Origin of the sequence: Halorubrum xinjiangense (genome assembly GCF_900102375.1) — an archaeon.
Taxonomy (GTDB): domain Archaea; phylum Halobacteriota; class Halobacteria; order Halobacteriales; family Haloferacaceae; genus Halorubrum; species Halorubrum xinjiangense.
In genome coordinates this window covers 14,578-35,074 of record NZ_FNBO01000020.1, presented here as the reverse complement: position 1 = coordinate 35,074, position 20,497 = coordinate 14,578, and the positions used below count along the sequence as shown (strand labels likewise).

Annotated in this window: 20 protein-coding genes and 1 tRNA gene; 9 read left to right on the top strand and 12 right to left on the bottom strand. The window is 69.9% G+C overall.

Annotated features, from left to right (window positions below):
- Positions 1–391 (top strand): zinc ribbon domain-containing protein (locus F3H13_RS15630; RefSeq protein ID WP_149799930.1); only part of this gene is annotated, 391 nt, incomplete at its 5' end.
- A gap of 79 nt (positions 392–470) precedes the next feature.
- Positions 471–1,481: a hypothetical protein gene (locus tag F3H13_RS15625; protein ID WP_149799931.1), complete on the top strand. Its 1,011-nt coding sequence runs from the start codon at positions 471–473 to the stop codon at positions 1,479–1,481.
- A 27-nt stretch (positions 1,482–1,508) separates the two neighbouring features.
- Here the strand turns inward: F3H13_RS15625 and F3H13_RS15620 are convergent, their stop codons facing one another.
- The 4 genes from F3H13_RS15620 to F3H13_RS15605 form a co-directional block, all read right to left on the bottom strand.
- A complete protein-coding gene (locus tag F3H13_RS15620; RefSeq protein ID WP_149799929.1) occupies positions 1,509–1,733 on the bottom strand; it encodes a hypothetical protein in 225 nt (74 codons plus the stop codon).
- 141 nt (positions 1,734–1,874) lie between these two features.
- On the bottom strand, positions 1,875–2,408 hold the full coding sequence (locus tag F3H13_RS15615; protein WP_149799928.1) for a DUF5815 family protein: 534 nt from the start codon (positions 2,406–2,408) through the stop codon (positions 1,875–1,877).
- 82 nt (positions 2,409–2,490) lie between these two features.
- Positions 2,491–2,742 (bottom strand): hypothetical protein, encoded by a 252-nt coding sequence (locus tag F3H13_RS15610; protein WP_149799927.1) that lies wholly within the window; start codon positions 2,740–2,742, stop codon positions 2,491–2,493.
- Between the two features lie 66 nt (positions 2,743–2,808).
- The gene (locus F3H13_RS15605; protein WP_149799926.1) at positions 2,809–5,031 is read right to left on the bottom strand and encodes a CDC48 family AAA ATPase; all 2,223 of its coding nucleotides are present in this window, start codon (positions 5,029–5,031) and stop codon (positions 2,809–2,811) included.
- Between the two features lie 716 nt (positions 5,032–5,747).
- Here F3H13_RS15605 and larC point away from each other — a divergent pair.
- Positions 5,748–7,124 (top strand): nickel pincer cofactor biosynthesis protein LarC, encoded by a 1,377-nt coding sequence (larC, locus tag F3H13_RS15600; protein ID WP_149799925.1) that lies wholly within the window; start codon positions 5,748–5,750, stop codon positions 7,122–7,124.
- Between the two features lie 26 nt (positions 7,125–7,150).
- Here the strand turns inward: larC and F3H13_RS15595 are convergent, their stop codons facing one another.
- Positions 7,151–7,522, bottom strand: coding sequence for a hypothetical protein (locus F3H13_RS15595; protein ID WP_149799924.1), 372 nt, complete (start codon positions 7,520–7,522; stop codon positions 7,151–7,153).
- Between the two features lie 573 nt (positions 7,523–8,095).
- Here F3H13_RS15595 and aspS point away from each other — a divergent pair.
- The 3 genes from aspS (at position 8,096) to F3H13_RS15580 (ending at position 10,726) form a co-directional block, all read left to right on the top strand.
- A complete protein-coding gene (gene aspS / locus F3H13_RS15590; protein WP_149799923.1) occupies positions 8,096–9,400 on the top strand; it encodes an aspartate--tRNA(Asn) ligase in 1,305 nt (434 codons plus the stop codon).
- Positions 9,401–9,678: 278 nt separating this feature from the next.
- Positions 9,679–9,981, top strand: coding sequence for a hypothetical protein (locus tag F3H13_RS15585; protein ID WP_149799922.1), 303 nt, complete (start codon positions 9,679–9,681; stop codon positions 9,979–9,981).
- A 1-nt stretch (position 9,982) separates the two neighbouring features.
- On the top strand, positions 9,983–10,726 hold the full coding sequence (locus tag F3H13_RS15580) for a DUF4382 domain-containing protein (protein ID WP_149799921.1): 744 nt from the start codon (positions 9,983–9,985) through the stop codon (positions 10,724–10,726).
- Between the two features lie 283 nt (positions 10,727–11,009).
- On the opposite strand, the gene F3H13_RS15575 is transcribed toward F3H13_RS15580, so the two are convergent.
- From F3H13_RS15575 to F3H13_RS15565, 3 genes are read right to left on the bottom strand one after another with little or no spacing between them, the layout of a single operon-like run.
- Positions 11,010–11,702, bottom strand: coding sequence for a TVP38/TMEM64 family protein (locus F3H13_RS15575; RefSeq protein ID WP_149799920.1), 693 nt, complete (start codon positions 11,700–11,702; stop codon positions 11,010–11,012).
- A gap of 50 nt (positions 11,703–11,752) precedes the next feature.
- On the bottom strand, positions 11,753–12,280 hold the full coding sequence (locus F3H13_RS15570; protein ID WP_149799919.1) for a hypothetical protein: 528 nt from the start codon (positions 12,278–12,280) through the stop codon (positions 11,753–11,755).
- Between the two features lie 46 nt (positions 12,281–12,326).
- Positions 12,327–13,154, bottom strand: coding sequence for an NAD(+)/NADH kinase (locus tag F3H13_RS15565; RefSeq protein ID WP_149799918.1), 828 nt, complete (start codon positions 13,152–13,154; stop codon positions 12,327–12,329).
- A 146-nt stretch (positions 13,155–13,300) separates the two neighbouring features.
- Here F3H13_RS15565 and F3H13_RS15560 point away from each other — a divergent pair, with 146 nt between their 5' ends.
- Entirely contained in the window at positions 13,301–14,716 is a 1,416-nt protein-coding gene (locus F3H13_RS15560) for a KaiC domain-containing protein (RefSeq protein WP_149799917.1), read from the top strand.
- Between the two features lie 604 nt (positions 14,717–15,320).
- Here the strand turns inward: F3H13_RS15560 and F3H13_RS15550 are convergent.
- A tRNA-Gly gene (locus F3H13_RS15550) sits at positions 15,321–15,391 on the bottom strand.
- Positions 15,392–15,508: 117 nt separating this feature from the next.
- On the opposite strand from F3H13_RS15550, the gene F3H13_RS15545 reads away from it, so the two are divergent.
- Entirely contained in the window at positions 15,509–16,987 is a 1,479-nt protein-coding gene (locus F3H13_RS15545; RefSeq protein WP_149799915.1) for a M28 family peptidase, read from the top strand.
- A gap of 33 nt (positions 16,988–17,020) precedes the next feature.
- Here the strand turns inward: F3H13_RS15545 and nadE are convergent, their stop codons facing one another.
- Entirely contained in the window at positions 17,021–18,031 is a 1,011-nt protein-coding gene (gene nadE, locus F3H13_RS15540; RefSeq protein ID WP_149799914.1) for an NAD(+) synthase, read from the bottom strand.
- Positions 18,032–18,452: 421 nt separating this feature from the next.
- On the opposite strand from nadE, the gene F3H13_RS15535 reads away from it, so the two are divergent.
- Positions 18,453–18,986, top strand: coding sequence for an Rrf2 family transcriptional regulator (locus tag F3H13_RS15535; RefSeq protein WP_149799913.1), 534 nt, complete (start codon positions 18,453–18,455; stop codon positions 18,984–18,986).
- Positions 18,987–19,010: 24 nt separating this feature from the next.
- Here F3H13_RS15535 and truA read toward each other — a convergent pair whose 3' ends face one another.
- Entirely contained in the window at positions 19,011–19,970 is a 960-nt protein-coding gene (gene truA, locus F3H13_RS15530; RefSeq protein ID WP_149799912.1) for a tRNA pseudouridine(38-40) synthase TruA, read from the bottom strand.
- A complete protein-coding gene (locus F3H13_RS15525; protein WP_149799911.1) occupies positions 19,967–20,494 on the bottom strand; it encodes a universal stress protein in 528 nt (175 codons plus the stop codon). The genes truA and F3H13_RS15525 overlap by 4 nt, the downstream gene beginning before the upstream one ends.
- Positions 20,495–20,497 lie beyond the last annotated feature (3 nt).

Genomic DNA, 20,497 nt, shown 5'->3' with positions numbered 1-20,497 from the left:
GCACTGGTCGGTCAGGGTGAACGAGAAGACGCACAACTTCTGGGCGTTCAAGCAGCTTATCCACCGTCTCGCGTGCGTCTGTGAGGAGCACGGAATTAGTCTCGAAACCGAGTCGGAAGCGTGGACTTCTCAAACGTGTCCTGAGTGTAGCGACCACGAGGAGACGGTTCGCCACGGAGATACGCTGACGTGTCCGTGTGGGTTCGAGGGGCATGCCGATCTCACGGCGTCGGAGACGTTCCTTCGAGAAAACAGCGATACGGAAGTCAGGCCGATGGCACGGCCCGTGCGATTCGAGTGGGACGACCACGACTGGTCGGGGAAACCACACCCTCACGAAAGTCGCAAAGAAGTGCGCACAAACCCGCAAGTTGCCTCCGTGGGTCGGTAGCCGAACCCCCAACGGAGGAATCCTCGCGCTTTAGCGCGGGGAGGATGTCAACGAGATGTCGGGAACTTCGGAAACGGATATGCTCTGTTCCCGCCGCCGTGCCCTCCGACTGCTCGGCGCCGCCGGCGCGACCGCCGCGACGGCCGGGTGTCTCAGCCCCGGCAGCCTCGACGCGTACGCGCTCCTCGGCGACGACCTGGACCTGTCGTCGATCGGTCGGCCGTACCTGTGGCCCGATCCGACCGACATCGACGCCGTGACCCGCGTCGACTTCGCGACCGAAGCCAAGGCGAGCTACCTCTCGGAACTGTTCGACACCGGGGAACTGACCGTCAGACAGTGGCCGCTCGTCGGCCGCGACGCGTGGGGCACCGAGACGCGACCGCGCCCGACGTTCCTCGAACGCGACGGGACCTTCTACGAGGTCCGCGTCGCCGACGAGCGTCTCCTCGAACGGGAGCGGTGGCACTTCGCCCTCGATCGGCTCGAAGAGAACCCGCCCGACGACGCGGCGGTCGCGCAACCTCCGTTCGACCTCTCCGAACAGGACGGGCGCGTGCTCGACGCGGCGTTGGACGCCGTCTACGCGGGCCACGACGGCTTCCTCGGCGACCCCGAGTTCGACGAGCTTCAGACGGTCGAGTTCCACCACGGGCTCGACGCCGAGGCCAGCGCCCTCGTCCCGTCGCCGCCCTTCGAGTTCGTCGAGTACGAGGACGAGTTCTTTTGGGCGGTCGCGGAGCGGCGGACCGTCGAGGTCCCGGAGTGGACGTACGCGATCAGCGAGATCGCCGACCGGCGGAGCCGGTTCACCGAGCACGCGCGGGCGGCCATCGTCGAACGCGACCTCGAATCCGACGGGCTCTCGTCAGGCGCACGAGGGGTGGTAGACGACGCCATCGCCGAGGACCCGCGCCGCTACGAGGAGGGGGCGCCGCCCTCGGACGAACTCAGCGAGGTCCTCGACGCGCTCGGCATCGCCGGTGACCTCGAACCGATCGAGAGCTACGACGACCGCGTCGACTTCCGGAACGTCGTCGTCGAGTACGAAGCTGGCATCTATCGGTTCGATCTGATACTCTCGCCGTAGCGGGCGGCGCAGTGCGGCCGGCGGTGCTCAGGTCTCGAGCCGGTACCGGTACGGCTGGCCCGCGATGACCTCGACCTCGCCGCGCTCGGCGCGGCGCCCCAGCACGGTGGCGATCCCGTGGGGGCTGTCGATCTCGCCGCTCTCGCCGCGTTCCTCGACGAGGGCAAGGATCTCTCGCGCCGTCAGCGGCTCGTCGGCCTCGGCGAGGACGCCGCGGATCCGGTCGTACCGGTCGTATTCACCGGCGCTCATACGTCTTACGTACGGTCTCCGAACATATAGGGTTCAGTGAGACAGAAGTCGGACGATTGTCTGACACGAGGCGTGAGAGGGCCGTTTTCGGGCGGTTGAGCGGTTTGTCGAGACGCGACAGGAACGGAGTCGGGGTTTCGCTCAGGCGTAGGGGTCCTCGGCCTCGAGGTCGCGCTCCGCGCGGTACTGCTCGACGAATTCGCTCACGTCGAACTCGACCATCTCCTGTTCGAACGCCGACAGCGCCTCGTCGTCGTCGGCGTGGCTCACGGCGTGTTCCATCAGCTCGACGACGAGTTCGACGACAATCTCGTGGAGCCGCCGGGAGTCGAACTCCGTCACCCACGCCATCGCGTACCCGACGTCCGCGTTCTCGCTGGCGTCGTGCGCGACGACCGCCTCCGGGAACTCCTCTAAGACGACGCCGAGCAGGTGCGGCGTGTCGAACTCCGGCATCTCCTCGCTGGTCGTGTCGATCGCCTCGCGGAGGACCTCGACGAGGAAGTCCGGGAGGAACCGCTCCGGGGGGTGGACGTCCATCACGACCGCGTGGGTCTCGCCACAGTCGCACTCGTACTCGCGCATCCCGAGGTCCAGTTCGCCGACGCCGACCGTCTCCCCGCAGGGTAGCTCCAGCGCGTTCTCGTCGCCGCCGGGGACGCGGGGCTGAGACATACCTCCGTTTGGTCGCTGGCGAGGTTAAAAGGAGCGGAACGGGTCGGTGCGGCGGCGGGAGAGGCGGCGACCTCGACGCTCGCTACTCGTCGTCGTCGCCGGAGTCCTCGTTGCCCTCGGCGGATCCCTCGTCGCCCTCTCCGTGCTCGTCGTCGCCCTCGGTGGACTCCTCGTCGCTTCCGCCGTACGTCTCCACCTCGGCCTCGATTTCGATCTCGATCCCGTTCGCCTCGTAGGTCGCCTCGATCGACTCGGCGTCGCCGCGTTCGATCTCCAACTCGTCGCGGTCGACCTCCACTTCGATCTCCACGTCGACGGTCACGTCGTCAGACATGGCGCGGGCTACGCGCGCGACGAAGAAAAACGTCCCCGCGGGAGAGACCGCCAGTTGTCGGCCGCGTTACTGGAAGCCGATTCGGCCGCCGGTGTCGCGGAGCGACTCGCCGCCGCCGCCCTTGAACTGCTCTTTGACGTCCTCGTAGTACGCGAGGATGTCGTCGTTGATCGTCGGCCGCACCGACTCCATCGCGCGCCGGAAGTGCTTCATCTCCACCTCCTCGGCGTCGTCGTCGTCGCGCAGCGCCTCGATGGCGGCCTCACGGGCGATGCCCTCCAGGTCGGAGCCGACGTAGCCGTCGGTGATCTCGGCCACCTCGCGGAGGCTCACGTCGGGCGCGAGCGGCGTGTCTCGGGTGTGGATGTCGAGGATCTGCTCGCGGCCCTCCTGGTCGGGCTGCCCGATCATCACGAGCCGGTCGAACCGGCCGGAGCGCAGCAGCGCGGGGTCGATCATGTCCGGGCGGTTGGTCGCGCCGATGACCATCACGTCGCCCATGTCCTCGAGCCCGTCGAGCTCCGTCAGGAGCTGGTTGACGACGCGCTCGGAGACGTTGTTCCCCATCTCCTGACCGCGCGAGGGCGCGAGGCTGTCGAGCTCGTCGAAGAAGATGATCGTCGGGCTCACCTGCCGGGCCTTCCGGAAGGTCTGTCTGATCGCCTTCTCCGACTCGCCGACCCACTTCGAGAGCAGCTGGGGCCCGCGCACCGAAATGAAGTTCGCGTTCGTCTCGTTGGCGACCGCCTTCGCCATCAGCGTCTTCCCGGTGCCGGGCGGGCCGTACAGCAGCACGCCCTTCGGCGCGTCGACGCCCATCCGGTCGAACTTCTCCGGCGAGGTGAGCGGCCACTCGACGGACTCCTGTACCTGCTGTTTGGCCCCTTCGAGCCCGCCGACGTTATCCCACGATATCTTCGGCAGCTCGACGAGCACCTCGCGCATCGCCGAGGGCTCCACCTCGTTCAGCGCGCCGCCGAAGTCGTCGCGCTTGACGATCATCCGGTCGATGAGGCTCGGGGGCACCTCCTCCTCGTCTAAGTCGATCTCGGGGAGGTAGCGCCGGAGCGCCTTCATCGCGGCCTCCTTTGTGAGGCTCTCGATGTCGGCGCCGACGAAGCCGTGCGTCTCGTCGGCGAGGTGGTCTAAGCTCACGTCGTCCGAGAGCGGCATCCCGCGGGTGTGGATCTGGAGGATCTCCTTGCGGCCCACCTCGTCAGGGACGCCGATCTCGATCTCGCGGTCGAAGCGCCCCGGGCGGCGGAGGGCGGGGTCGACGCTGTCGACGCGGTTCGTCGCGCCGATGACGATCACCTGCCCGCGGGTCTCTAACCCGTCCATCATCGTCAGCAGCTGGGCGACGACGCGGCGCTCGACCTCGCCGGTCACGTCCTCGCGTTTCGGCGCGATCGAGTCCAGCTCGTCGATGAAGATGATCGAGGGCGACTCCTCTTTGGCGTCCTCGAATATCTCTCTGAGCTGCTGTTCGGACTCGCCGTAGTACTTCGAGATAATCTCGGGGCCGGCGATGGAGAAGAATGACGCCGACGTCTCGTTGGCGACCGCCTTCGCGAGGAGCGTCTTCCCGGTGCCCGGCGGGCCGTGAAGCAGGACGCCCTGCGGGGGCTCGATGCCGAGCTTCGAGAAGATCTGCGGGTGTTTCATCGGCAGCTCGACCATCTCGCGGACGCGCTGGATCTCCGACTGGAGCCCGCCGATGTCCTCGTACGTGATTCCGCCGCCGGTCTTCTCGAACCCGGAGATCGGCTCCTCGCGCAGTTCGACCTCGGTGTCCTCGGTGATGAGACAGACGCCGTCGGGCTCCGTCTCGACCGCGATCAGCGGGATCGCCTGTCCGGGCGACCGCATGAACGGGTGGTTCGTCGAGGACATCACGGGGACGATGTCGCGCTCGACGACCGGGCGCTTGAGGATCTGGCGTTTCACCATGCCGGCGGCGTCGGAGCCGAACTGGACCGACGCCTCCTCGGGCGGGGCCAGCACGAGCTTGTCGGCCTTCTCGGCCTCCGCCTTCCGGATGGTGACGCGCTCGCCGATGCCGACGTCCGCGTTCTGGCGGGTGAACCCGTCGACGCGGACGGTGTCGGTGTTCCAGTCTTGGCGGTCCGCGCGCCAGACCTTCGCGGCGGTGGTCTCCGCGCCCTCGATCTCGATGATGTCGCCGGGCGAGAGCTTCAGATGCAGCAGGGTGTCGGGGTCGAGTCGGGCGATGCCGCGCCCCGAGTCGTTCGGGTACGCCTTCGCCACTTCGAGTTGGACTTCGTTCATAGTTCCTCGCGGGGGATGGTCGTATCTGGATCCGGTCCGGGAATAAGCCTGTTGCCCGTGTCCGGGGCGCCGATCCGTCCCGAGCTATCGGCGACCGCGACAGACTGTGTCATCATATGGCACGGTACGGAGTCCGCTCTTAAAACCCCGTCGTAAGCGTGTCTTTTCGCCGTCGATTCGTTTCCGGTCGCAACAGACGATTTTACCCGTTTGAGGCGACGCTCAGCCTGTTTGACTCCTCTCAGATCCGAGGCGGTCGGCGCGTGCCTGCGAGCGGCCGCCCCCGGCGGCCGCGAAGCAGCACGCGCGAGGGAGTCGCGAGCGCCCGCAGGGCGTGAGCGACGAGGTTGGGGAGGTGTGAGGTGCGGTTGCTGTGCGTTCTCGCGAGCGAAGCGAGCGGGAGCACGGAAGTCGCAGCCCGCGCAGCGACCGAAGGGAGCGAGCAGGATCGTCTTCCGGTGGGGTGGGACTCAAAGGGGCAGCCGTGAGGCGGGCGCAGGCGATGTAAGCACCGCAGGAACGAGCGGAGCGAGTGACGAGGAACGCAGCGAGCGTGCGCCCGCCTCACGGCTGGGGCTTTGGAGGTGTTCAGGGCACCGTCGTCGACTATTTATAAACAGAAGGCGGCCACGGCACAGATATCTATAAATGACCGTCCGACCGATTCGGCGGATTCAATCCCGAGGTATTTGTCCGGCAGTCGCCTCGGGAGCACCATGCGAACGCTCGTCTTCGACGGTCGGACCGGCGCCGCCGGCGACATGATCTGCGCCGCGCTGATCGCGGCCGGCGCCGACCCCGACGTTCTCGCCCCCGTGAGCGACGCCCTCCCGGTTCGGTACGAGGTCGGCGAGACGGAGAAGAACGGGATCCGGGCGACGACCGTCGACGTCCTCGTTGACGGCGATAACGGGACGGCGGAGGCTAACGGGGACCACGACCACGGCCACACACACGATCACGACCACGATCACGATTATAACCACACCCACGTTCACACGCACGAGTCCGGCACCTCCGGATCCGACAAACCGGCCGAGGGTGCCGGCGTCCATCGCAGCTACCGCGAGGTGGTCGATCTCGTCGAGTCGATGGACCTCTCCGATGCGGTCGAGTCGACCGCGCTCGACGCCTTCGAACTGCTCGGCCGCGCCGAGGCGTCGGTCCACGGCACCGACCTCGACGACACCCACTTCCACGAGGTGGGCGCGGACGACGCGATCGCCGACGTAGTCGGCGCCGCGCTGCTGCTCGCCGATCTCGACCCGGATCGAGTGGTGACCACGCCGGTCGCCGCCGGCGGGGGCTCGGTCGAGATGAGCCACGGGACGTACCCGGTCCCAGCCCCGGCGACGACCGAGATCGCGACCCGCGCCGACTTCCGGATCGTCGGCGGGCCGATCGACCGCGAACTGCTCACCCCCACGGGCGCCGCGATCCTCGGTGCGGTCGCGGAGGGCGTCGACGCGGTCCCCGATCTCGCGGTCAAGCGCGCGGGCTACGGCGCCGGCGACGCCGACTTCGAGCGCCACCCGAACGTCCTGCGCGCGCTCGTCGGCGACGGGGGGCACGACGCGCACGCGGACCGCGCTCACGCGGACCGCGCCCGCGACGGCGGACTCGTCCACGACGACATCGCCGTCTTGGAGACGAACCTCGACGACGCCGCCCCCGAGGTGCTCGGCGGGCTCCAGGAGACGCTCTCGCGCGCCGGTGCGCGGGACGTGACTATCGTCCCGACGACGATGAAGAAGTCCCGCCCGGGCCACCTGGTCAAGGTGATCTGCAAGCCCGCCGACGCCGAGGCGGTCGCCGAGCGCCTCGCCCGCGAGACGGGGACGCTCGGCGTGCGTCAGTCCGGCGCGAGCCACCGCTGGATCGCCGAGCGCGAGTTCGAGACGGCGACGCTCCGGGTCGACGGCGCGACCCACGAGGTCGCCGTAAAAGTCGCCTCGACGACGGGGGGAGAGGTGTACGACGTTAGCGGGGAGTACGACGACGCGGCCGCGGTCGCCGAGGCGACCGGCCTCCCGATCAGAGAGGTACTGTGGCGCGCCGAAGCCGAGGTTCGGGAGCGGCTCGCGGGAGAGTAGTCAAAAGGACCCCTGGGCCCGCCCCGTCAGTCGGGCGGGTCGACGCGCTCGACGCGCTCGGGGTCGACGCGCTCGACGCGCTCGGGGTCGACGCCGAAGCCGTCGGCGAGCCGCTCGCGGACGCGGTCGACGACGAACTCGTCGGCCGCGTCGATCCCGGCGGCGTCGAACTCGGCGTCGGGCGCCGCCCCCTCGTCGACCGCGAGGGTGGCGACCGCCTCGACCGTGGTGTCGTTGAGACCGGGCCGGAGGCCGGCGATCTCGATCTCCTCGACGCGGAGACCGTCGATTCGCTCGATCTGTGCTCTGGCGCCGGCGACGAGGTCGCCGGTGGCCGCCTGCGAGACGCGGACGGTCACCGTTGCCTCGACCGACGGCGTGTGGATGGCTGCCGCCATACGCCCTCGCCGCGAGTCGAACGCGGCGCGGCCGGTCGGCCTCCGGGGTTTCGACCCGGAAATCGACCGGTCCGCCTCCTCGAACGCGCCGACAGCGAGCCACCGACTGGAGTCAACAGCGGGGCCGCCGACGGCGACGCTCGCGAGGGCGACGGTCGTCCGGCTTGACGCGCGCGACGGACAGCGGCGGCTGGAGAGAACGGGGGTGCGGTCCGTCCCGCGGGGAAACCTCCCCAGCCGACGCGCGTCACGCGGTCGGGCGGACGGACCGTTTATTCGGAGCCGAATACCCGATCCCGATCCACCCGAGGAACGCGACGCTCGCGGACCGCGCGAGCGTCGAGGTGGTGGAACGGCTCATGGTCGGGCTCCGCGGCGCGGGAAGCGCCGTTATCCCCGATGTATACTGGTTTCGTATTAAAATTATGTTAGTTATGCGACCACATGCCATGGTGGCTCGCTTCGGAATCGCCGATAATCCGCCGGAGCGGCCGCGGGCGAGCCGTTCCGTCGACGGCGAGACGACAGGCCTATGCCGGCCGCCCGACCAGTTGCGCGTAAGCAGACACCGCCATGATCGAGCGCATTCACACGTCGGACGTCGAACCGGACGCGGACGAGGTCGCCATCGCCGGCCACGTCCACGAGATCCGCGATTTGGGGGGCCTCGTCTTCCTCATCGTGCGCGACCGCGAGGGGCTCATCCAGATCGTCTTCAAGGAGGAGCGCGAGCCGGAGCTGTTCGAAGCCGTCCAGGACGTGGGCGCCGAGGACGTGGTCCGCGTCGTCGGCGAACCGCTGGAGAGCGATCAGGCGCCCGGCGGCGTCGAGATCGCGCCGACCGAGTACGAGGTCATCGACGAGGCCGGCTCCCCGCTCCCGCTGGAGATCTCGAAGGACATCGAGGTCGACCTCTCGACCCGGCTCGACAACCGCGCGCTCGACCTCCGGAAGCCGGAGACGCTCGCGGTGTTCACCCTCCGCTCCGAGCTGATCACCGCGATGGAGGAGTGGTTCGAAGACGAGGGCTACGTCGACATCAAGACGCCGCTCATCTCGAAGGGCGGCGCCGAGGGCGGCGCGGAGCTGTTCCCGATCCTCTACTACAACCAGGACGCGTTCCTCTCGCAGAGCCCCCAGCTGTACAAGCAGATGCTGATGGCCTCGGGCTACGAGGCCGTCTACGAGACCGGCACCGCGTTCCGCGCCGAGGACTTCGCAACCTCCCGACACGTCTCCGAGATCGCGATGTTCGACGTGGAGCTGGCGTACATCGACGACCACGACGACGTGATGGACGTCCAAGAGGAGTCGCTGCGCTACGCGCTCAGCGAGGTCGCCGAGAACGCAGAGCGCGAACTGGACCTGCTCGACGTCGACCTCGACGTCCCCGAGGAGGACTTCCCGCGGATCACCTTCGACGAGGCGCTCGACATCTTAGAGACCGAGTACGGACACTTCCCCGACGACCCGACAGACCTCGACACGAAAGGCGAGAAGCTGCTCGGCGAACACTTCGAAGAGCAGGGCCACCCCGCGTTCTTCGTCGTCGGCTACCCCGACGAGAAGTTCTACTACATGCAAGACGTCGAGGGCGACGAGATCGCCTCCCGAAAGTTCGACCTCATTTATAAAGGTCAGGAGCTCTCCTCTGGCGGTCAGCGCGAACACGACGTCGAGCGCATGGTCGAGGTCATGGAGGAGGAGGGCGTCGAGACCGCAAACTTCGAGTTCTACATCGAGGCGCTGAGCTACGGCACGCCCCCGCACGGCGGCTACGGCCTCGGCATCGACCGCCTCGTCCAGAAGGTCGCCGGCCTCAGCAACATCAAGGAGGCCATCATGTTCCCGCGCGATCCGAACCGGCTGGAACCCTAGCGGGAGCGACCCGAACCGGGTCGCCGAGACGCTTTCTGTTCACCCCCCGGACACGCGGTCGCACGGGAGAGGTCCGACCCGCCGCGCGAGCGAGTCCGCCTTGCCGCGCGAGCGACGCCCGACCTGCCGACCGACGACAGGTTTTATAAGCAATCGTCCGATTCGACGAGATCCACCTTTTGAAGCCTCTCACGGCCGTTAAACCGAGTTAAATTGGGCGAAATTCGGTTGAACGGCTTACTCCATTAAAAGGTGTAGAGCCCCGAGGGGAAGTTGCTATGAACGCACTCCGAACGACGCTGCTCGTGGCACTGGCCACGGTGGTACTGATCGGGACCGGCGCGGCCGCCGGTGCCGTCGCGGCGACGCCCGGCCCGGACAACGCCTCGGGCGACGCGGGCCCGCCGAGCGACCTCCCGGACCAGGTGCCCGACTTCGTTGGCGACATCCTCGATAGCGTGAACGAGTTCCTCGGCGGCGGCGTCGACGACCTCGGCGAGACCGTGAGCGATATCGCCGGGAACGGCGCCGGCGAGGACGACGCGGACGACGGAACCGACGCCGACGGGGAGGAGGCGTAACGTGACGGACCGCACGCCCGATCACGTCGCGCTCGACCGCCGGACGTACCTCCGGGCGACCGGCGCCGCGGCGCTCGGCGCGGCCGGCCTCGCCGGCTGCGTCGGCCGCGCGACGGGGACGCTCGCGACGCGGGTGACGGACCAGCCCGCCGACATCGGCGACTTCGAGTCGCTCGTCGTCACCGTCGAGGGATTCTGGCTCGGGCCGGAGGGCGCCGAGCCGGACGAGGCGGACGCCGACGGCAACGAGACCGACACGGACGGCGGAGGCGACGCCGGAGCCGACGGCGACAACGAGACCGCCGACGGCAACGAGACGGACGCGGGCGACGACGACGAGGAGGACGCCGACGACGGCCGCGAGTACTTCGAGTTCGACGAGCCCCAGGAACCGGACCTCGTCGAGCTCCAGAACGGCGAGACGCAGCTGATCGACGAGCGCGAGCTCGAGACGGGCGGGTACCCCTACCTCCAGCTCGACGTGTCGTCGGCCGACGGGACGCTCACCGACGGGAGCGACGCGACCGTCGACCTCCCAGGCAACGCGCCGCTGAAGTTCAACGAGCCGTTCGAGATCCGCGAGAACACGCGGACGACGTTCACCGCGGACTTCGCGCCGGTGTTGCGGGGGAACGGTCGCTACCTCCTCCGGCCGGTGCCGAGCGGCATCGAGGTCGACTACGAGGAGTCGACGGACTCGGACGGGGACGACTCGAGCGGCGAGAACGAGACCGCCGACTCGTAGCGACGCCGCGTTCCCCCGGTCCCCCGTTGGAGTCGCGGTCGCGCCCACCGCTCGCGCCGAGCGAGCGCGGGCCACACCACGACTCCGGGGTCAGGGCTGGGTCGGTTCCCGGGATTCGGGGACCGGGGGAATGCGCGCGCCGCTGTGGTCGGTCCCCGAGTTGAGGCAGCCGTTCGCCGTCAGAGGCACACGACCCGCACGATCGCCCGCGCGACGACGCGCACGGGCGGTCTCCGCTTTCTCAGATCTGTTCTCCGTTTCGATCTTTTCACACCGCGGCGAGTCAGGCCTGCGCCCCGTCCGGCCGCAGGAACGTCCGGTAGAGCGGCCCGGCGAGCACCAGCGCGCCGACCGCGGCCATCCCGAGGAGCACGGTGGGGTCGACGAGCGATCCGTCGGCCGCCGCGAGGCGGTCGAGCGAGACGCCCACCGCGACCCCAGAGAGGACCCACGGCAGCTCGCCGAGCGCCGTGCCGACTAGGAACGGCCGCGTCCTGACGTCGGCCGCCGCGGCCCCGACCGTCACCGCGTCCGAGGGGAGCGGCAGCAGGCGGGTCCCCGCCACGGCGCGCACGCTCCCCGATTCTGCGGCGAAGCGCTCGCCGGCGCGGCAGAACCGGTCGGCGACCCCCGACCTGCCCTCGACCTCGGCGTCGTCTCGGAGTCGGAGGCGCCCCGCCTGAGCGAGCGCGTACGGCGGGAGCGCGGTGCCGACGACGAGCGCGAGCGCGAACGGGGTTCCGCTCCAGCCGTACCCGAAGCCGACGGCGACGGCGAGGAGGGTCGTCGGCCACGCGAGAAGCGGTCTGACGGCCGCAAGCGCGACGACGGCGAGTCCGAATCGGAGCGGGTCCGTGGCGAGCCAGCGGAGCCGCGAGAGCGCTGCCTCGGGAGAGACCGCGAGCCCGAGCGCCGCCAGCGCCGCGACGACGAGCCCCGCGACAGCGTACCGACCGAGCGTCGCGCGGCGATTCACGCTCTCGCGTCGATCGGGGGCCGGTAAACGCTTTGTGGGTGCGGCCGCCGTCACTCCTCGACGAACGCCTCCCGGAACGGCTCCGAGAGGTGTTCGCGCTGCCACGCCGTGACGGCCTCCTCGCCGAGTAAGCTCGCCCACGCGGTCAGGATTCCGGCACACAGGACAACGCCGGGGACGACGTGCGCGGCGGCGTCGACGAACAGCGCCGGTTGGAAGAGGAAGAAGCCGAACCGGTCCGCGAGCGCGTCCCACGCGGGCCCGAAGAGTGTCCACCGAAACGCGAACGGGACGAGCGTCACCGTCGCCAGCGGGTACGCGAGCACGTCCGTCACCGGCCCGCCCTTGCCTCGAACGAACGCGAGGGCGTAGAAGCCCCAACAGGCTAGCGAGGCGAAGACGCCCGCGATCCGCTGCGGGCCGACCGGTTCGCCGTGACCCAGCGCGGCCAGCCCGAAGAACGCCGCGGCCGCCCCGGCGTAGCCGACGAGGCACGCGAGCGCGCCGCCGACGAGGACGAGCGCGTGTTCGCCCCGTGACTGCCCCGCGAACGGCGCCAGTCCGAGCGGCACGTTCATCGTCGGAACCTCCGGCCGGCGGCGGATTGAAGCTTGCGCGTCCGGCTCACGACAGCTTCCCGAGCGCCTCGAAGAAGTCGGATGGCGGCCCCGCGATCCGTATCGGCGGTGCGGTGCGCTCGACGGTCACCTCGACCGGACCGTCTAGCGTCGCGGTGTCGCGGCCGTCGCTGACGACGGTGGCGCCCGACTCGCCCGCGACCGCGACCGTGACCGTCGCGTCCGTGTCCACCACGAGCGGGGGCATCCCCTCCTCGGCGACCATCTCGTTGACGACCAGCCCGGCCACGTCCGGGTGGACGAGCGGGCCGCGCTCGGAGAGGTTGTACGCGGTCGACCCGGTCGGCGTGGCCACGAGGACGCCGTCGGCGTGGCCGCCGGCGTACCGCGACCCGTCGACGCGCACCTCGTAGTCGATCCCGCCGCCCGGGCCGCGGCGGTCGCCCTGGACGACCACCTCGTTCGCGGCCGGCGTCGACGTCCAGTCGCCGGCGCTGGCGGCGAGCCGCGGGGCCTCCCGGACGTCCAGGCCGCCGCCGCGGAATGCCCGAATCTCGGCGCGGAGCGCGGTCGCGGCGTCGGCCGGCGGGACGGCGTTGAGGAATCCCACCTCACCGAGGTTCACCCCGACGATCGGGGTGTCGCCGGCGTTGCGCGCGACGAACAGGAACGTCCCGTCGCCGCCGACCGCGACGACGAGGTCGCAGTCGTCGAACGCCTCGACCGGTCGCGCGTCGTCGCCGGCGTCGAGGCTCGCGGCGGTCTCCTCGTCGAGCCAGACGCTCTCGCCCGCCTCGACGACGACGTCTCGGAGGGTCGCCGCGAGCGACGCCGCCCGCTCGCTCCCCTTCCGCGCCACGATGCCCACTTCCATGCCGAATCCATCCCGATCCCCGGATAAAAGCGTGCGGACATCGGGCGCTCCCGCCGGATTCTCGACAGTGAAACTTCGCCGGAAAGCTTCAAGCCGCTCGGCTTCGTTGCTCGGCCCATGTCGACCCCCCACGGGCGGCGGAAAGGATGAGCGAGGAGGACGACTGGTTCGAGCGCGCGATACGCGAGACCGACGAGGAGTCCGACGAGCCGCCGGTGGACGGTGCGGAAGGCGGTTCCGATGGTGGGGAAGGCGGTTCCGACGGCGCGGAAGCGGATGTAGACAACGGCGAATCCGGTACGGACGACCCGGCGGGGGAACCGGCCGCTGCGAGCAGCGACACCGAGTCCGCTGACCGGTTCGGCGGTGCCGACGACGAAACGGGCACAGAGGCGGCCGACGAGGACCCCTTCGGCAGTGCTGTCGACGATGACCCCGACGCCGGAGGCGATGAGGCGGGAGGCGGATCGGCGAGCGGCGGCGTTCCGGCGGACGCGTTCGGCGACATCGACGCCGACGCCGACGCGGGGTTCGGCTCCTTCGGCGAAGACGACCCGTTCGGCGGCGGTGGCGGGGGTGACGCCGACGCCGGCGCCGACACCGGCGCTGACACGGACTCCGGCAGCGGTGGCGGCGGGGCGGACGCGTTCGGCGCGGACGACCCCTTCGGCGGGGGCCGGGGCGGTGGCGGGTCCGGCGGCGATTCGAGCGCCGGAACCGAGGGTGGTGGCGACGACCCGTTCGGCGGCTACCGCGGCGGCGCGGGTGCGGTCGACGACGACTTCGGGTTCGGTGAGTTCGGCGGTGACGCGGACGCCGGCGGGGCGACCGACTTCGACGTCGACCCCGACGAGTTCGAGTCCGGAATCGATCGGACCGACATCGGGATCAAGGGGCTCGACGACATGATCCTCGGCGGCGTCCCCAGTCGGTCGCTGCTGTCGGTCATCGGCGGGGCAGGGACCGGGAAGACGACGTTCGCGCTCCAGTTTCTCAACCACGCCCTCGAATCGGGGAACAAGGGGATCTACATCACGCTCGAGCAGACCCGCGAGTCGATCCTCGACACGGCGAGCGAGAAGGGGTGGTCGTTCCGCGAGCACGCCGCCGAGGACCGCCTCGCGGTCGTCGCCATCGACCCCATCGAGATGGCCAACTCGCTCGCGTCGATCCGGAACGACCTCGTCCGGCTCATCGCCGAGTTCGACGCGGACCGGCTGGTTCTCGACTCCGTCTCCCTGCTGGAGATGATGTACGACCACCCCGCGAAGCGCCGCTCGGAGGTGTTCGGGTTCACGCGCTCGCTGAAGGAGGCGGGCGTCACGACGCTGCTCACCTCCGAGGCGAGCGAGGAGAACCCGTACGCCTCCCGGCACGGCATCGTCGAGTACCTCACTGACGCCGTCTTCGTCCTCCAGTACGTCCGGGGGTCGGACTTCCGCGAGACCCGCCTCGCGGTCGAGATCCAGAAGATCCGCGACGCGAACCACTCGCGCGAGACGAAGCCGTACGACATCACCGACACCGGCATTTCCGTCTACGACCAGGCGAACATCTTCTGAGCGGGCCGAGGATGTGGTATTTAAACCGGCGTCGTCGCAGCGGCGATTATTTATAAGGGAACGCTGTGCGGTGGCGCGTGCCTGCGAGGCCGCTTTGCGGCCGAGCAGTACGCGCGAGGGAGTCGGTGGTCCGGAGCGTAGCGGAGGACCACCGACGAGGCTGGGGAGGTGTGAGGTGCGGTTGCTGTGCGGTGCGGGGTGGGACTCAAAGGGGCAGCCGGGAGGCGGGCGCAGGCGACGTAAGCACTGGAGGGAGCGAACGGAGTGAGCGACCGAAGCGCGCAGCGAGCGTGCGCCCGCCTCCCGGCTGGGGCTTTGGCGGTGTTCGCCGCCGATCCGCAGTCGACCATTTATAAACGAGCGCCTGGGGCTTTGGAGGTATTCGGCATGTCAGAGGGCATTTCGCCATTCCTGCGGATCGCGGAATTGCTCGCCGAAGAGAGTGCACCGTCCGGGAATTGAACCAGAATCAGACGTGCTCACTCACTGCGTTCGCTGCGCGCGACTGATAGGGTTCAATTCTATCCGGCGATTTCTCTCACTACGTTCGAGAGTTCGCTGAACAGCGTGAAGCGAACGCTACCTGACGGAGTCAGGTAGAAAATGCACCGTCCGGGAATTGAACCCGGGCTATTAGCTTGGGAAGCTAATGTCCTACCACTGGACCAACGGTGCTCGAACTGACGTACCCGACCGCTTCACTTTAACGTAGCGTTTCGGCGGGCGCGACCCGTACCCCGGAGCGAGTGCCGCGAGCCACACCCTTAAGCCGTCACCGACGGAGGCACGCCCATGACCGACGACGCAGCAGACGCGACGCGATCCGACGCGAGCGCGGCCGTGGACCGCGTACGCGAGCGGGCAAGCAACCTCGCGCCCGCGCTCGGGGCGACGTGGACCGATGCCGAGCCGTGGCGCTTCCTCACCGACCTCACGGCGATCGGGAGCCGCATGGCCGGCAGCGAGGGCGAGCGCCGGGCCGCGGGCCTCGTCGCCGACGCCTTCGAGCGCGCGGGGCTCGCGGACGTGCGCACGGAGGCGTTCGACCTCCCGGCCTGGGAGCGCGGGTCGGCGTCGCTCGACGTGACCGTCTCGGGCCGAGACGGCGAGCCGTCGACGCGCTCGTTCGAGGCACTGGCGCTCCCGTACTCGCCGGCGGGGAGCGTCGCCGGCGAGCTCGTCGATGTCGGCTACGGGACCCCGGCGGAGATCGACGAGCGCGACGTCGAGGGGCGGATCGCGGTCGCCTCGACGACCACCCCGGAGGGCGGGCGGTTCGTCCACCGCATGGAGAAGTTCGGCTACGCGGTCGACGCCGGCGCGGTCGGCTTCGTCTTCGTCAACCACCTCGACGGACAGCTGCCGCCCACCGGGTCGCTCACGTTCGGCGAGGAGGCCGAGGCGGTCGCCGTCGGCGTCTCGAAGGAGACCGGCGCGTGGCTCCGCGAGTACGCGGTCGGCGGGGGTTCGGGGACGGCTAGCAGCACGACCGGCGCCGTCGGCGTCACCGGGGACGACGTCGACGCAGGCGACGTCGCGCAGGCCGAACTCTCAGTCGAGGCGTCCACGACGCCGGGCGAGAGCCGCAATGTGCTCGGGCGCACCGGGCCGGACACCGACGAGCGCGTCCTCCTGCTCGCCCACTACGACGCCCACGACATCGCGGAGGGCGCGCTCGACAACGGCTGCGGCATCGCGACGGTCGCGACCGCGGCCGGGATTCTCGCGGACGCCGACCTCCCGGTCGGGGTCGACGTCGTCGCGGTCGGCGCCGAGGAGGTCGGGCTGCTCGGCGCGGAGCACCTCGCGGACCGGCTCGACCTCGACCGCGTGAAGGGCGTCGTCAACGTCGACGGCGCGGGGCGGTTCCGCGATCTGGTTGCGCTCGCGCACGCCTCGACGGCGGCCGCGTCGGTCGCGGAGGCGGTGTCGGCCGCGACGCGCCAGCCGATCGAGGTCGACGCGCAGCCACACCCCTTCTCCGACCAGTGGCCGTTCGTGCGCCGCGGCGTGCCGGCGCTCCAACTCCACAGCGACTCGGGCGACCGCGGGCGGGGGTGGGGTCACACTCACGCGGACACCCGCGACAAGGTCGACGACCGGAACGTCCGCGAACACGCGATGCTGATCGCGCTGCTCGTCGCCGAGTTCGCAGCGCCCGAGCGCGACCTGCCGCGGCTCGACCGCGACGAACTTGCGGCCGCGTTCCGCGAGGCCGACTTCGAGACGGGGATGCGCGCGGCCGACCTCTGGCCGAGCGACTGGGACTGAGCGGCCGGTCCGGAACCGAAATCTCTCGGCCGGTCACTCCAGGTCCGCGTCGGGCGTCGGCGGCGGGAGCCGCTTGTGCGCCGACGCGCGGTGGCGCCCGAGCAGGTCCGCGACGAGTTCGCGGTCGACCGCGGCGATCTCGCGGTCAATTTCGGCGAGTTCGTCGCCCTCGTTGCCGGTGTCAGTCGTGTCGGTCGCGTCGGCCTCGCCGTCGGCGAGCGCGGCCTCGAGGCGCTCGACGACCGACTCCGGGTTGAGGCCACCGTCGACCCCGAGGTGGAGGACGGGGTCGACGACCTCGTAGGGGGCGCCCAAGTCGTCCACGTCGCGCTGGCCCGGCAGGAACCCGGCGCTCGGCGGCTTCTCGACGACGAACTCCGGAACGCCGAGCTCGGCGGCGAGCGCCCGGACGTCGGTCTTGTAGAGGTGGCCCAGCGGGAACAGGTCGGCGGCGCCGTCCCCGTGCTTCGTGAGGTAGCCCAAGAGGAGCTCGCTCCGGTTCGCGGTGCCACAGACCAGGCGGTTCGTCGCGTTGGCGGCGAGGTAGGCGACGGCCATCCGGAGCCGCGCGACGGCGTTCCCCGAGCGGACCGGCTCGTCGTGGAGGTCGAAGCGGTCGGGGACGACGGCGCCGAACTGCGCGAACAGCGGCTGGAGGTGGACCGTGTCGTGGTCTATCCCCAGCGCCTCGGCGAGCGCCTCGGCGTCGCGGGCGTGCGGCGCGCCGATCTTGTTACACGGCAGGATCAGTCCGTACACGCGGTCAGCGCCGAGCGCCTCGACCGCGAGGGCGGCCGTTACCGTCGAGTCGAGCCCGCCGCTCATGTTCACGACCACGCCCTCGGCGCCCGCGGCGTCGACCCGATCAGCGACGAACGATCGGACGCGGTCGCGTTCGCGCGCGGGATCTCGATCCGGGAGCAGCGAGCGGGTACGGTGCCGCGACAGGGCGGCGTCTCCCTCGCCGTCCGACGCGGAGTCGGTCGCCGACCGTCCGGCGGGAGCGACCCCGTCGGAGTCGAACGTCGACTCGCGGTCAGCCATCTACGCCTCCCGGCCGACCGGTCGGCCGCGCGCGCCGTCGGGACGCCCCGCCGGGGTGCCGTTGCCGGGCGCGGGCGCGTCTCTGCGGGTGATCGCGAGCGTTGCGTTGAATCGTCATCTGTCGCCCGGCGCTTCCGGTCGCGGTGGTAAATACCTGCGGTGTAGATCGTATTAGGAATTGGTACAACTATTTCTAAACAAGAGGCAAATACGCGATAAAGCTAATATATGTACTATTATTCCCCAGACAACTTAGCTATCTCGTGAAAGACTTTCTCGCAGAAGCGCAGGATGCGTGTCTCGGCGGAAATATGTCTGTTTTGCGTATGTATTTCAAGAATTAGGGAACACAAGAACAACTCTAAGCATATAATGACGTTATACGCGAACATTTATTAGGGGCATACGGCTCGGTTCGTCCATGTCCGATATTCAGTTGAGTTCGAGTCAGGACCGGGTGCTCACCGCGCTCGTGAACCTCTCCGAGGGTCGGGAGACGCCGGTACAGGGGCGCGAGATCGCGGACGCCATCGATCGCAACCCGGGAACGGTCCGGAACCGGATGGGGTCCCTCAGCACGCTCGGTCTCGTCGAGGGCGTCGCCGGACCGGACGGCGGCTACGTCCCGACCGACGAGGCGTACGACACGCTCGGTATCGAGCGCTTGGACGACGCCGCGACGACGCCGGTCGAGCGCGAGGGGGACCCCGTCGAGGACGTCACCATCGCGGAGATCGACCTGTCGAGCGTCGCGAACCCGGAGCTGTGCCGCGCGGAACTCGTGATCCGCGGCCCGGTCGGCCCCTTCGATGCGGGCGACCGCGTGACCGTCGGGCCGACCCCCGCGACCGGGCTCCGCCTCTCCGGCACGGTGGACGCGACCAACGTCGACGGCAACACCCTCCTGGTCCGCGTCGACGGCATGGAGACGCCGACGGGCGGCTCGGCCGCCTGAGAGAGGGCGGTCCGGAAACCCGATTCACTCCTTCCCGACCGCGGAGCACAGCCTGTCGCGGACCGCGCCGGTCGCTGCCGCGGCGTGGCGCGCGTCTCGGTGTCGCTCACCGAAGGCGACGCGCGCGCTCTCCGCGGCCTCGCGGTCGACGTCGAACGTCACGTCGGGGTAGGCCACGTCCCACAGCACGAGCGGCTCCGGGGGCGCGGGGCCGACCCCCTGCTCGCCCGATATCGGCTCGGCGGCGAGCAGCCGGTCGATCCACGCGAGGTCGGCCGTTCCGCGACCGACGGCGCGGCCCGCGGCGACGACTCGCCTGACGAGCGCGCGCGGGAACCCGTCCGCCGAGAGTTCGACGACGAGCGCGTCGCCCTCGCGGGTCGCCCGCGCGTCGAGGTCGCGGACCGTCCCCGTCTCGTCGGTCGTCAGGTTGTGGAGGTCGTGCTCGCCGTCGAACCGCGCGAGCGCCGCCCGAAAGCGGTCGTCGTCGACGGCGTGTTCCGGATCTCGCCGTGCGGCCTCGGCGGCTACGGCGGCCTCGTTTTTGCCAGCCCCGGCTATCCCGTCCGCGCAGCCCCCGTCGGTCGCGGGCGCGTAGAGGTGGTACCGGTACGTCCGGCGGACCGCATCGTGGGTCGCGTGGAAGTCGTCCGTGACGTCGGCCGCGGCCCACACGCGGACCGACCCGGGGAGGTGCCCGTTGAACGCGCGCGGCGTGAGCCACGTCGGCGCCTCGAAGGCGACGGTCTGCGCCACGGCGGAGACGCCGGCGTCGGTCCGGCCGGCCGCCGCGTAGCCCGGCGGCGTGGCGTGGGTCGACCCGTCGCCGCGCTCGACGACGCCGTGGTCCGCGAGCGCTCCGAGGAGCGCGTCCGCAACCGTGCGCGCGTGGGGCTGACGCTGGAAGCCGGCGTACTCCCGGCCGTCGTAGGCGACGCGGAAGGCGCGCGTGACCGTCTCGCGCCCGCCCGGATCGTTTGTCACTGGGGGCCGTCCGCGTCGTCCGCGTCGTCCGCGTCGTCCGCGCTATCTACGTCGTCGCCGTTCGAGTCCCGCGGTTCGGCGGATCGCTGCTCCGCCTCGGGGTCGGACATCGGCACGGTCACGACCGGTACCGAGGCGACGCGGACGACCTTCTCGGTGACGCTCCCGAGCAGGAGGCGTCGGATCCCCCGTCTGGTGTGGCTCGGCATGACGACGATGTCGGCGCCGTCGTCGATCGCGTTCTCGATGACGTCCAGCGGCTCGCCGCGGACGACACTCCCGACCGCCTTGACGCCGGTGGCCTCCAGTTCGGCGGTCACCGCCTCGACGCGCTCCTCGGCCGCCTCCGCGAGCCGGTCGGAGAACACGCCGGTCCGCGGGCCCGCGAGCGTGTCGACGGCGGTGTCGGCGGCCGAGAGGACGTGGACGGTCGCGTCGTAGCGCTCGGCGAGGCTGGCCGCGTGCGGGATCGCGTCGTTCGCCTCGCCGCCGGGGGCGACGGGCAGGAGGATGTCGTCGTACATGCG